This is a genomic window from Paenibacillus sp. JJ1683, from assembly GCF_053006485.1.
On sequence record NZ_CM129820.1, the window covers coordinates 5120178 to 5134254 of the forward strand.

The 14077-nt window shown below is 47.0% G+C and carries 8 protein-coding genes; 3 read left to right on the plus strand and 5 right to left on the minus strand.

All coding sequences use genetic code 11. From position 1 onward, the window contains the following. Positions 1 to 222: 222 nt before the first annotated feature. Both ACUC6J_RS22105 and ACUC6J_RS22110 read right to left on the minus strand, forming a co-directional pair. On the minus strand, positions 223 to 2136 hold the full coding sequence (locus ACUC6J_RS22105) for a stalk domain-containing protein (RefSeq protein WP_242210392.1): 1914 nt from the start codon (positions 2134 to 2136) through the stop codon (positions 223 to 225). Positions 2137 to 2185: 49 nt separating this feature from the next. Next, positions 2186 to 3418, minus strand: a complete 1233-nt coding sequence (locus tag ACUC6J_RS22110) for a S1C family serine protease (RefSeq protein WP_019688752.1) — start codon at positions 3416 to 3418, stop codon at positions 2186 to 2188. Positions 3419 to 3773: 355 nt separating this feature from the next. Between ACUC6J_RS22110 and ACUC6J_RS22115 the strand changes: the two genes are divergently transcribed. Further along, positions 3774 to 5399 (plus strand): nitrite/sulfite reductase, encoded by a 1626-nt coding sequence (locus tag ACUC6J_RS22115; RefSeq protein ID WP_031462327.1) that lies wholly within the window; start codon positions 3774 to 3776, stop codon positions 5397 to 5399. A gap of 118 nt (positions 5400 to 5517) precedes the next feature. On the opposite strand, the gene ACUC6J_RS22120 is transcribed toward ACUC6J_RS22115, so the two are convergent. The 3 genes from ACUC6J_RS22120 to uvrB form a co-directional block, all read right to left on the minus strand. Continuing rightward, on the minus strand, positions 5518 to 6729 hold the full coding sequence (locus ACUC6J_RS22120; protein WP_447249424.1) for a hypothetical protein: 1212 nt from the start codon (positions 6727 to 6729) through the stop codon (positions 5518 to 5520). Between the two features lie 410 nt (positions 6730 to 7139). Continuing rightward, positions 7140 to 10001, minus strand: a complete 2862-nt coding sequence (gene uvrA, locus ACUC6J_RS22125) for an excinuclease ABC subunit UvrA (RefSeq protein WP_016822963.1) — start codon at positions 9999 to 10001, stop codon at positions 7140 to 7142. Between the two features lie 169 nt (positions 10002 to 10170). Continuing rightward, a complete protein-coding gene (gene uvrB / locus ACUC6J_RS22130; protein WP_013373322.1) occupies positions 10171 to 12162 on the minus strand; it encodes an excinuclease ABC subunit UvrB in 1992 nt (663 codons plus the stop codon). Between the two features lie 208 nt (positions 12163 to 12370). Between uvrB and ACUC6J_RS22135 the strand changes: the two genes are divergently transcribed. Together ACUC6J_RS22135 and ACUC6J_RS22140 are read left to right on the plus strand one after the other, a co-directional pair. Then, entirely contained in the window at positions 12371 to 13198 is an 828-nt protein-coding gene (locus tag ACUC6J_RS22135) for a flagellar motor protein (RefSeq protein WP_016324776.1), read from the plus strand. Further along, positions 13182 to 13997 carry a flagellar motor protein MotB gene (locus tag ACUC6J_RS22140; RefSeq protein WP_013373324.1) on the plus strand — a complete coding sequence of 272 codons (816 nt, stop codon included), beginning with the start codon at positions 13182 to 13184 and terminating at the stop codon, positions 13995 to 13997. The genes ACUC6J_RS22135 and ACUC6J_RS22140 overlap by 17 nt, the downstream gene beginning before the upstream one ends. The last annotated feature ends 80 nt before the right edge of the window (positions 13998 to 14077 follow it).

Genomic DNA, 14077 nt, shown 5'->3' on the forward strand with positions numbered 1-14077 from the left:
TCCCTGCTTACTTCACTCTTTAAAAGATTAGGGATATTTGGCGGTGGCCAGCGAAGCGGGCCATTTGAATCCGAAGAAGCGCGAGCGTTCGCCTTTGACCTGGGATTCTTACTATTCAATCCTTACACAATCCAAGAATCCCGGGTCAACAGCGATCGTAGGATCAAATGGCACGCGTAGCCTCTTCCCACTACAACTCACTGATCTTTTACCCACACCTTCTTACTTCACAAAACTAAACGAATTCAACGTCGAATCCAGTGCGTTGGACTGTACACCCGTGTTGTTCGCATCGTTTAATGTAGTTGTTACGGTATATGTTTTACCGTTATGTTCCAGAACGATTTGGCGACCTGTATAACCGATGCCTTCCTCCACACGGTGGAATGTAAAGGACACTGCCGGAACTCCAGCAAACGTTACGTCCTTAACTTCCTCCACTTTGAGGTTTTTATAGTTTTTGGCTTGTTTATCATAGAAGTCTTTAAGCTGGGACACCGTTAATTCAAAGGTTTGGTCGTTGTCGATTTTGATAGAAAAACGTCCTCCGGTAAATTGATACTCTATATCGCCCAATTCAAATTGATCGCTAACCGCGGTCCAATACCGTGGGATATTTACTGTATATTCATATGCTTTAGACGTCTTTTTGATCGTTTTCGTTTTGTCCGCCAGATAGTCATCCTCTTCCAACTGTCCAAAGTTATTCGCTACCGTTTGGAAATCGATTTGAAGCGAAGAAATGAGCGCGTTGAACTGGTCATTTCCCTTGCTTACCTTTTCAGGCACTGCGTATTCAGCCAGGTAGCGATATCCATTTTGCTGAATCAGCACATTGTACTCCTTGACCCATCCATCCCCAAAATTATAGCGGTACTCCTGTACTAATCCCTGAACACCTGCAACCTCCAGCGGGTACGTCTTTTGTGCCTCGTATGCTGTGGACACAAATGAATCGCTCAGCCATTTTTGCAGTTGCTGACCCCAGTTTTCCAATTTTCCATCTGCTGGAGCAGAGGTGATTTTCATGTGGAAGCTTGATCCGTCATTGCTTTCATATTGCATCCGCTGGTCGTCCATTTTCCAGCCTGCAGGTATTTTAAGTGACACACCGTAGTCTGGATTCCCAGCCTCTCGTGTGCCTCCTACAACAGTGGACAAGTCTTTAATACTTTTATCCTGTGCATTAAAAGAGGTTTTAAAGGAGTTCAACAGTCCAGCATACTGGGCCAGATCTTTATAGTTCGTTGCTTTAGCATCGGAAAAATAAACGACATACAGTCGTCCGTTGTCATAGTACTGACGATTTTCCCACAGTACGCCGTCCCCATCCTTCGTAATAACACGAGCATAAGGCACTTTCGCTTTCGGGAAGGATTTTCGGTCCACTACAGTTTCTCCCGTTTCCTTGGCTGCCTGCACCAATTGTTGCAACAAATCGTCTGCATTCAGTGGAACCGGCTGTATTGCTGTGTGTACTTCCATATAGTATGCACTGTTCTCGTCCATAAATGTGGAAATACTCTCATCTCCACCCCCCTGACCGATGACGAGTCCTGTTGGATAGTTCATAGACCAATCGTAGTAACTATTCCCGATCTGCGTCTTGCCCTCATCATTATCAATGTTCGGTGATTCTTCTGCTACCGTGCCCGCCTCTTCTTGGGCTTCCATTCGAATGATGATTCCTGCGCCATTCTTCTCCATCTTACCGCCCAGTCCTTCTGCTACTTGACGCAAAGGCACCATGAGGATTCCTGACGACATTTCCGGTGGAGCCGGAAGTGTCACCTTGTGTCCTCTCACCCAGGCTGTACGACTACCGATTGTCAGCGATACAACGTGAGTGCCGCTGGTGATCTTAACCACATTATCTTCAGCTAGGCGAATTTTGCTGTTAAATGCCTTTTTAAACACACCAGCCGGAACCATCAGTGCTCCACTTTTGGAATAGGGTTTCGTAATATTCGCATTTTGGCCGTTCACGATGGCTGTATTGCTGCCGCTTTGCAGACGCAATTCCAATATGTTTTTATCTTGATCTGCTGCAACTGCTGGTAAAGCGGTAAGCAGAAGGGACAATGCGACAGCGCCGACCCCCAGCTTACGCATCATTTTTCTTTGCATATGCTTCACAGTAAATCTCCCTTTAGCTTTATTTTATAGATTGATGAGCCGTTATCGTTCACTTTCCCGTAGCTGAATCTGACGCTTCCTTCGAAGGCGCTATACCGTCATCTACAGCAGCTCCTGATTCATTCGAGTCTTCAAGATCTTCTCCAGACTGAATGGAATCATAAATTTCACCAGTATCCTGTGTCAATACCAGCTTGCGCTTCACAATATCACCGTCCGACTGCATAAGTACACTCACCGTTTGGCCCGGTTGATAGTTTTTAAGCAGCTCATTGACATCAATGGCGGAAGCTACACGCTTGCCGTTAATACTATACAACTCATCGCCTTCCTTGATTTTAACCTGTACGGCACTGGCTGAGGTGACTTTAGTGACTTTCAAAGGGTCCTCGGTAGGCAACCCCACGATAGCCGACCAGCTCTCTTCAAGCCCTAGACCAAGACTAGCACGTCGAACCTCACCATATTTGAAAAATTGATTGATGACATATTTCACTGTATCCGCCGGAATCGAAAAGCCCATATTTTCAATTCCGACCGCTGAGAACTTCATTGTATTGATCCCGATAACCTCGCCCTTGAGATTGACCAGCGGACCACCGCTGTTACCAGGGTTGATCGCGGTATCACTTTGAATGAGACGATACGCAGCGTTGACACCACGGTTCAGCCCGCTAACAACACCTGAGGTTGCCGAGTTACGAAGTGAAAAGGAGATCGGCGTACCGATAGCTACTACCTGCTCGCCTACCTGTAAACTATTCGTAGAAGCTGCAAAGGTAGCAGGTTTAAGACCGCTTGCCTTAATTTTAATCAACGCCAAGTCACTGATCGGATCGCTGTAGCTGTCGATAATTCCGTAAGATTTTCCGTCCGAGGTTACAACTACGGCATCACCTAATCCTTCGATTACATGCGCGTTCGTAACAATCCATCCATCTGCCCGAATGATGACACCCGTGCCGTGAGCCAGGTTGTATCGGTCTCCCCCTGCTACGGTCTCTCCTGTCGCAGAACGGCCAATGATGCCGACTACCGAAGGAGATACATTTTTAACGACCTGCGGCACACGATCGGCCGATAACGTATATGTACCATTTGCGCTGTTATACGCGCCACTGGTTCCTAATGCTTTATTCATATCACTTACGTTAACATAGACCCCGCCATTAATGACCTTGGCCTTCAACGCAGCTCCACTGCTGGCTGCACCTGCCGTTCCAGAAACACATAGAGCGCTGCCCAAAGCCAGCACAGCTACCCTTTTCCCCATCTTACGCATATACTCACCATTTCCTCTCTAACATGACCCTGTTCTATCAGTTAGTCCAAATCTACCATAGAGGGGACACGCATACAATCGCTTTAAGCCCTATCTTTTTCTAAAAAAGCGCCGTTTGCCACATCCCTATCCTCTCATACTATTTATATTATAAATTTTCCAAATCCTTATATCAAAAAAATAAGCAAAAACAATAAAAAATCGTTATACCCTTTGAACCATTCCTTCGTTTACGGGCATAACCAACTATGATACCATCACATTATATCTTAGTTATATTGTCGGAAATAAAAAATCGTGAGTTCTATATCCAAAATCTCAAGTATAAATAAGACACATGAAGGAGGTTAAAAAGATGGCCTATGAACCCATCTGGAATGCTCATCCCGATAAGCTTAACAAGTTTGAGTTAGTCAAGCTGGAAAAGGATGGTCTCGACGTTATACGTACCATCATCGAAAGCTATGCACACAAAGGGTATGACTCAATCTCTGCGGACGATATGGACCGATTCAAATGGGCTGGGGTTTACCAGCAAAAACCCAAGGATGGTCATTTCATGATGCGCGTCCGCATCAACACAGGGATCATGACTTCAGCCCAGGCACGTGCCTTAGCAGACATCTCCGCACTATACGGGCGTGGTCTTGTGGATGTCACCACCCGTCAGGCTATTCAATTTCACTGGCTGACCGTTGAAAGCTTGCCGGATATTTTCGAACGGCTGGAAAAGGTTGATTTGTATTCCTTTGAAGCCTGTGGGGACTGCCCGCGTACCATTGTCGGCAATCCTCTGGCTGGCATTGATCCTAATGAGCTGGTGGATACTCAGGAGATTGTAGATGAAGTAAACCGCTTTTTCTTATTGAATCGCGACTTTTCCAATCTTCCGCGCAAATACAAAATGTCCATCTCCAGTAATACGTACAATAATGCACAGGCCGAAATTAACGACCTGTCCTTCACACCGGCAACCAAGATCCTTAACGGAAAAGAAGTGGTTGGCTTCCATGTGATGGTTGGCGGAGGACTATCCGCCAAGCCGCATTTGGCACATCCGCTGGATTTGTTTGTCCGTCCTGAGGAAGTACTGAAGGTTGCTATTGCTGTCACCACCATCTTCCGTGATTACGGCTATCGGGAAAAACGGCACCATGCCCGTCTGAAATTCCTTGTTGCCGATTGGGGCCCAGACAAATTCCTGGCCAAGCTGACTGAGTACACTGGCGAAATGCCGGGACGAGGTGAAGATAAAACCATTGGCTGGCAAGCCGCCTATTTTGACGGTATACATCCCCAAGCCCAAGAAGGTCTGAACTATGTCGGTCTGAACGTACCTGTTGGTCGCCTCAGTGCTGACGAGTTGCATGAACTGGCCGACCTGGCTGACCGCTACGGTGATGGGCAGATTCGTACCACGATGTCGCAAAATATTTTGCTGAGCGGTGTGCCGGATGATCAAGTAGATGAGCTACTAAAAGCTCCCGTGCTGCAACGCCTGACACCACAGCCCAAGCATTTTATGAGCCGTACAGTATCTTGCACAGGAAATGAGTTTTGCAATCTGGCGATTGTGGAAACGAAAAAGCGAGCGATTGACGTTGCCGAGTATTTGGATCAGCACGTACAATTGGATGAAAAGGTGCGCATCCATTTTATTGGTTGCCCGAATTCCTGCGGTCAAAAGCATATTGCCGACATTGGACTGCAAGGCTCGCTCCTTAAGACACCTGAAGGCATGGTTGACGCGTTCGACATCGCTGTCGGCGGGGCACTTGGAGCAGATGCCCAGTTCAACAAGGCACTCAAAGGCCGCGTGCGTGGCGATCAGGTTGGTCCTGTATTGGCAGAGCTTATTCTGTTTTACAAAGAAAATAGGATTGCTGGCGAAAGCTTTTATGCGTATGTACAGCGTGTAGGCATTCCGTCTTTCCAAGAGAAGTTGTCTGCAATTTTACAGTCCAGCCACGTTGCATCCTAGACATAAAGCCCATTAACAGCCTGCTTGTATTTTATATACAAGCAGGCTGTTTCTTATGCCACACCACAGTGCCATACCTACTTGCTACTTCTTCGATTTCATAAAAAAAGACACCGGATTACTCCGGTATCAATATTTTCGCAAAATCGAGTACTATTGGCTTCTGAGCGCCTGTTGTAGATGTCACCACCGCGTAGCCTGAAGGAATCTTATATATCAATCCCGTATCATATCGGATGCCGAAGGAGTTATCTTCCTTATAATGAGTCTTCGTTTCCCACACCTTCGTGCCATTTCCTTTTAAGCCTGTGATAGTAATGCCATGCATCTTCGTGGTTTTACCCAGTGGATCATATTGATCACTGAACTGGACGTACAACTGCTCCTCAGGCAGATACACCCGGTCAGCGGCATAGTCCTCTGTATTACTAAACAATTGCAGACCATTACTTAACACCTGGGTACGCTTGCTGTTTCCTTTAAGCCCTGTTACAGCAATATGACCGCTGGACAACTCACGTACCGCCGCAATTTCCTTACCTGATCCTAAGTCTAGATGGACATCACGGATATTACGACCATACACATCGGCTTGTACTCCCACGGGACCATCTGAGCTGTTCAAAAGCGCATAATATCCATTGTGACTGCCAACCAGCCAACCTGAGGTCACCCCGGCCGTCGTTCGATTCCATTGTATGTCGCCATCTTCTGTGTATTTGAGTACAGTGAAGGACTGCTCCGCAAGGTTCAGTGAGGAGACTAGAAAACTGCCATCCTCAAGTGGCTCCAGTCCTACCCGAGAACCCTGCCCTTGAGATATCAAGCCATCAGTCGGTAATGTTTTGGACCACAAGGGGTTTCCATCCGCGTCCAATCGTGAAGCCTGCAAATCCCGCATTCCGTTCGGTTGGGTATAATCAATCAGAAACAACAACCCACCATCTGACGTCTCCCGCTGGACTCCCCTGCTACTTGTTCCCGGTTGTACGTTCAGGTCCTGCTGGTGTTTCCATACAGTCTCCAGAGAACTGTCCAGCTTGCCGTACGTGACGTGTACCACACTTGCTTCTGTAATGTCCTCGACGTTCAGCATTAAAAACCCACCCTTTGCTGCGGGCTGAATATAATTGTGAGCGTTTTCTGAATCTTTAATAGTTCCAATCGCTGCACTGGTTTCGATCTCGGCTTGTATGGGCGCATACGCCTCGGACACCTCGGAGGCATAGGACGGTGCAGCACTATAACCCAATAACCATGCCGCTATAGTGACTCCTGCTGCCCATGAGTATACACGTGTACGTAGAACTTTACTTTGCTTAATCTTCAAACGTTCCAGCTCCCTTCATGACTTCCTCAGAGATGTGGTATAAATCTTAGATGTGATATAACTATAGACGGTTTCGCTTCAACTAGTAATGGTTGTCACGGGGCACGGAACTTCGTATGATGCTAGATAATCATAAGTTATATATTAACCTCTTCAAGCCCGAGCCTAAACATCCAAAACTCCAAAAATTTAGAGATTACTCAGAGACTTTCTGTCGATGAATATACATATAGATTTATTATTCCAGCGCTTGGTAAACTATGTGTCACATGCTTTAACGCAGGAATTTGATAAAAGTTTTCTTTTTTTACAAAAAAAATAAACCCTGCCAACGGGAAAGCATAAATACGCTAATTCGTATTCTGCCTTCCTGCCTGTGCAGGGTTTCTAAAACATACACTAAATAGTATCTAAAGATCGACGGTCTGGAGCGCTTGGCTGCGCTGTGTATCCCGTTCAAGGATCGGCTTTAAGTATCGGCCTGTATAGGATTCTTCGACTTTTACGAGTTGTTCTGGTGTCCCGGTAGCCAAGATCGTTCCACCGCCGCTTCCGCCTTCAGGCCCCAGATCAATCAGGAAATCGGCTGTTTTAATTACATCTAGATTATGCTCAATAACCAGCACCGTTTCTCCCGAATCAACCAAACGATGCAGCACCGTCAACAATCGGTCAATATCGTGAACATGTAGACCCGTTGTCGGCTCATCCAAAATATAAATGGTTTTACCTGTGCTGCGACGATACAGTTCGGAAGCCAGCTTCACACGCTGTGCCTCACCACCGGACAAAGTAGTCGCTGGTTGACCCAACTTGATATACCCCAAACCTACATCCATCAGCGTCTGAATCTTGCGATGAATCTTCGGGATATTTTCAAAAAATGCTGTTGCATCCTCTACCGTCATCTCCAGCACATCAGCAATACTCTTCCCTTTATACTTAACCTCAAGGGTCTCCCGATTATAGCGTTTGCCTTTGCACACTTCGCAGGGTACGTACACATCGGGCAGAAAGTGCATCTCAATCTTGATGATGCCGTCGCCTCTGCAAGATTCACATCGGCCTCCCTTAACGTTAAAGCTAAACCGGCCTTTCTTGTAGCCTCGAACCTTAGCCTCGTTCGTCTGCGAGAATAAATCACGGATATCATCGAACACACCGGTATAAGTCGCAGGATTGGAACGCGGTGTACGGCCGATTGGCGATTGATCGATCTCAACCACCTTTTCGATATGCTCTAGCCCGCGAATTTCTTTATGTTGACCTGGACGTACTCTCGCACGGTTCAGATCACGCGCCAGCGTTTTGTACAAAATTTCGTTGACCAGCGTCGATTTCCCAGACCCGGATACACCAGTGACAGCCGTGAAAACACCCAATGGAATTTTGACATTCACATTTTTGAGATTGTTCTCCTTGGCTCCGCGAATCTCCAGCCACTTATCTGCAGGCTTGCGCCGCTCGGTATTGACCGGAATAAACTTACGCCCGCTCAAATATTGACCGGTCAGGGAATTCGGATCTTCCATAACTTCCTGTGGGGTTCCCTGTGACATGATCATCCCGCCATGGATTCCGGCTCCTGGCCCAATGTCAATGATATAGTCGGCCGCCATCATCGTATCTTCGTCATGCTCCACCACGATCAACGTATTGCCTAGATTACGCATATGTTCCAATGCACTAATCAGGCGGTCATTATCTCGCTGATGCAACCCGATACTTGGCTCGTCCAAAATATAAAGCACACCCATCAGACTGGAACCGATCTGTGTCGCCAATCGGATACGCTGTGCCTCCCCGCCGGACAACGTACCTGCTGCACGGCTTAAAGTCAGGTATTCCAGACCAACGTTAACGAGGAAACCCAGTCGGCTGTTAATTTCCTTTAAAATGAGGTTGGCGATCGACTGCTCTTTCTCACTCAGCTTCAGTGTATGGAAAAATTGAGAAGCCTCCCCGACAGACAAAGCTGTCACATAAGCGATATTACGCTCTTGAATCGTTACTGACAGGCTTTCTTTTTTCAGTCGGTGCCCCTTACAGGTGTTACATGGCTTTGCACTCATAAAGCCTTCAATAAATTCACGTATTCCCTCAGAAGCCGTATCACGGTAGCGACGCTCCAGGTTCGGGATAATGCCCTCAAAGGTCACATAGGCTTCCTTACGTTGACCAAAATCATTTTCATAGCGGAAACGGATCTTCTGGTCACCTGTTCCGTGCAAAATAAGATTCATTTGTTCTGACGTCAATTGGCTTACAGGAACGTCCTGCGGAATACCGTAGTGTTCGCATACGGACTGTAAAAATTGAGGATAATAAGTGGAAGTTCCTCCACTCCATGCCTGGAACGCCCCATCTTCTACACTTTTTTCTGGATCGGGTATGAGCAGATCAGGGTCAACCACCATTTTAACTCCTAGCCCATCACAATCTGGACAAGCACCAAACGGACTATTAAAGGAAAACATCCGTGGAGACAGCTCATCTATGCTAAAACCGCAAATCGGGCATGCAAAGTTGGAGCTAAATCGCAACTCCTCTTGCCCTATAATATCTACAAGCAACTGTCCGCCTGAAAGATTCAGTGCTGTCTCGATAGAGTCGGACAGACGCGCACGTACATCTTCCTTGACTACGATCCGGTCTACGACCACTTCAATCGAGTGCTTCTTGTTCTTCTCCAATTCAATCTTCTCGGACAATTCACGCAGTTCGCCATTCACACGTACCCGTACAAAGCCCTGCTTGGCTATATCAGTGAACAGTGTCTTATGCTCACCTTTGCGGCCGGATACCAATGGAGCCAGGATTTGTAGCCGTGTCTTTTCAGGATATTGCAAAATGCGGTCTACCATCTGTTCGACGGTCTGTGAAGTGATTTCAATGCCATGTTCAGGACAATGAGGATGACCTACTCGGGCAAATAACAACCGCAAGTAATCATAGATTTCTGTAACTGTTCCGACCGTAGAACGAGGATTCCGACTTGTCGTTTTTTGGTCAATGGAAATGGCAGGTGACAGGCCGTCAATCGAATCGACGTCCGGTTTCTCCATTTGCCCGAGGAATTGACGGGCATACGCAGATAATGATTCCACATACCGCCGCTGTCCTTCTGCATAGATCGTATCGAAAGCCAGTGATGATTTACCTGAGCCGCTAAGCCCTGTCAGGACGACGAACTTGTCCCGCGGAATCGTCACGTCAATATTTTTGAGATTATGCGCGCGTGCGCCTTTGATGATGATGCTTTCATTCGCCAAATGTTTCATCTCCTTAGCCGTAATTCACGTTATCCTATATCGCATTGGATGATCCGATGGAAGTGATATATCGCAAAGAGAACGACCACATTGGCCGTCCTCACTATTTCTTAAAAGCAATCAAACATTCTATTATCAATATGTTGTGCTTCTAGCTTATTCCCAATGTTTAATCAGCCCGCAATTCCAGCAAAGCATCACGCAACTCGGCAGCCCTTTCGAACTGTAGATTCTTGGCCGCATCCTTCATTTCTGCTTCTAGGCGCTGAATGAGGGATTGACGCTCCTTCTTGGAAAGTTTACCCGTCTCATTAGGAAGGTAATCATTCTTGGACTCTGCCGTCTTGGTTGCTTCAATGACATCACGTATCTTTTTACGGATGGTTTGCGGGGTAATCCCATGCTCTTCATTGTATTGAATTTGAATCGCACGGCGACGTTCCGTTTCCTTAATCGCTTTATCCATAGAATCGGTAATCTTATCGCCATACATAATAACACGTCCGTCACTATTCCGCGCTGCCCGTCCGATCGTCTGAATCAGAGAGCGCTCAGAACGCAGGAAGCCTTCTTTGTCCGCATCCAAAATCGCAACCAGCGATACTTCCGGCAAATCGAGACCTTCCCGCAACAAGTTGATCCCGATCAGCACATCGAAGGTTCCCAGACGAAGATCCCGCAAAATGGCCATCCGTTCCAAAGTCTTAATCTCGGAGTGCATATACCGAACCTTGATGCCCACTTCTTTTAAGTAGTCTGTCAAATCTTCAGCCATTTTCTTCGTGAGTGTGGTGACCAATACCCGTTCTTCACGTTCTATGCGCTGACGTATTTCATTAATGAGATCGTCAATCTGCCCTTTGCTCGGACGCACCTCAATAATAGGATCAAGGAGACCGGTAGGACGGATAATCTGCTGCACCATCGTATCGCATTTTTCCATCTCATACGGGCCTGGAGTAGCCGATACATAGATAATCTGATTCACTTTGTCCTCGAACTCCTCGAACTTCAGCGGACGGTTATCCAAGGCAGATGGCAAACGAAAACCATGTTCAACGAGAACATTTTTACGCGCCTGGTCCCCGTTATACATCGCACGAATCTGCGGCAATGTAACATGAGATTCGTCGATGACGATCAGCATATCATCTGGAAAATAATCCAACAGTGTATATGGTGTTGCTCCGCGCTCGCGGAATGTCAGTGGACCCGAGTAGTTTTCGACACCGGAACAAAAGCCAACCTCTCTCATCATCTCGATATCATAGCGGGTACGTTGCTCCAAACGTTGCGCCTCTAACAGCTTCCCTTGCTCCTTCAGCTCTGCTAAGCGCTCTTCCAGTTCACGTTCGATGTTGACCAGTGCTACCCTCATCGTATCCTCATGAGTAACGAAGTGAGATGCCGGGAAAATGGCGATATGCTCACGTTCACCGATCAATTCACCTGTAAGCACATTAATTTCGGTAATCCGTTCAATTTCATCTCCGAACAGTTCTACGCGTATCGCGTTTTCTCCATGGGAAGCCGGGAATATTTCAACAACATCCCCTCGTACACGGAAAGTACCCCGCACGAAGTTGATATCGTTCCGCTGATATTGAATATCGACCAAGCGGGACAAAATCTGATTGCGGGGTTTCTCCATGCCGACTCTAAGCGAGAGCAGCAAGCTTGAATATTCTTTCGGGGAACCCAAACCATAAATGCAAGAGACACTCGCTACAATAATAACGTCACGACGCTCAAACAGAGAGCTTGTGGCTGAGTGGCGAAGTTTATCAATCTCCTCATTGATGCTGGAATCCTTCTCAATATACGTATCGGAAGAAGGGATGTACGCTTCCGGTTGGTAGTAATCATAGTAGCTGACAAAATAATCGACTGAGTTGTTTGGAAAGAATTCTTTAAACTCACTTGCCAGTTGAGCAGCCAAAGTCTTGTTATGCGCAATAACCAGCGTAGGCCGATTCAGCTTGGCAATAGTCTGAGCGATGGTATACGTCTTACCTGTTCCCGTAGCACCCAATAGAGTTTGATGCTTCTTTCCTTCTGCAATTCCCTCTACCAATTCAAAAATGGCCTGGGGTTGATCGCCTTGAGGTTGGAATTCCGACTGAATTTCAAAAGTCTTATCGCTAACAACGATATCACTCATTGCCCTGCATCACCCTTATCGTCTAAAATGGAAACATCATGTTTTTACACCAATCGAGCTTTAACGTCTTTGCCTGTAATTCTATGTCGATATTTCCCGAGCAATGATACTTGGGAAATATGGTTGAATAAGAATGTTTGTTCCCGTATTATACCTCTTTCTTACCGTGGATGCAAACGATAAGTCTTGAATAGGAGTGAATTAAATTTTGGATATCACCATCGTATTGGGCATCATCGCCGGAATCATAGCATTAATCGGTGGCTTCTTATGGGAAGGCGGCGAATTCACAGGGCTGCTTCAAGGCACATCCGCTCTGATTGTATTTGGCGGAACTTTCGCCGCAGTTGTGATCAGTTACCCTGCCTCCAAGCTGAAGACGATACCCACCGCTCTGCGGATGGCTTTTAGTCGTGAGGACAATCCTACGGAACAATATATAGAAGATTTGGTTTCCATGGCCGCCACCTCCCGCCGATCCGGTGTGCTTGCGTTAGAACGTATATCATCGGAGCATCCTAATGCATTTTTGCGGGAAGGTCTTCAACTCGTTATTGACGGCACTGAACAGGAACAGATCAAACAAATTTTAGAACTGGAGTTAGATGCTATTGGGCACAAACATGAGGGGTACGCCAAAATATTTGAATCGGCAGGCGGCTATGCCCCTACGATGGGGATTATCGGTACGGTCATGGGTCTGATCCATGTACTAGGCAGCTTAACCGAACCTACTGCGCTCGGGCCGTCGATTGCTGTGGCTTTTATCGCAACACTATACGGCGTTGCTAGCGCCAATCTGATCTTTCTGCCGATCGCGTCCAAAATAAGAGCAGCCAGTGAAAGTGAAATTATCACAATGGATTTGCTGCTGCAAGGTATTCTGGCTATTCAAAACGGAGAGAACCCTAAGCTTGTACGCAAGAAGTTGGAGTTCTTTATCCGCTCAGAGCAAAATATAGATCGCAAACCGCCTCGTCGCTCACGTACAGAGAGCGCTACTCCAAAGGAGGACTTCCATGAGAGCGCGCGCTAAGCGCCGTGGGCGTCAAGGTGGCGGTGGAGACCAACGAGATCGATGGATGATTACCTATGCCGATCTGATCACCCTACTGCTCATTTTCTTCGTCGTGATGTATGCCATGAGCAGTCTGGATGCTAAGAAATACGATGTCGTTGTTCAATCCCTTCAGGATACGTTCCACAAGGGAGATTCTATTTTGGAGCAAGGCTCGGGCATTACGGGTACTGCCGATCGTTACACCAGCAAGAACCCACCCGCGACCAAGCAACCGGCCTCTAATAAAAAGGAAGCGGGATCAACCAAGCTCACCGAGCGTGAACAAGCTTTTCGCAAGCAGGAAAAAGAACTGCAAAACCTAATGGGAGTCATCCAGGAATATATTACAGACAACAAGCTACAAAACCAGATTTTCGTATCCGATCAACCGCGTGGCATTGTCATTACGCTGAATGACCGCTTTCTATTCGACCAAGGCAGAGCGGCACTCAAGCAGGGCTCTGCAAACACGCTATCCAAATTAGCCAGTCTGTTCCGAGATTTAAAAACACCGATTAGCATTGAGGGGCATACGGACAACATTCCATTCACCCGCTCCTCCAACTCATCGACCTATAAGGACAACTGGGAGCTTTCCGGCGCTCGTGCACTGTCTGTACTTCGGTTCTTTATCGACCGAGAGCAGTTATCCCCATCAGGATTCCAGTATGCGGGTTATGCAGATACCCGTCCGGTTGGTGACAATAGCACCGAAGCAGGGCGACAAAAAAACCGCCGTGTCGAAATCACTGTGCTGCGTCAGCTCCAGCAGTAAAACCCAAAAACCTCCCGATTCACGCCATAACGTGAATGGGGAGGTTTTTTTTGAGATGTATCCTCATGTTACATGGCTTC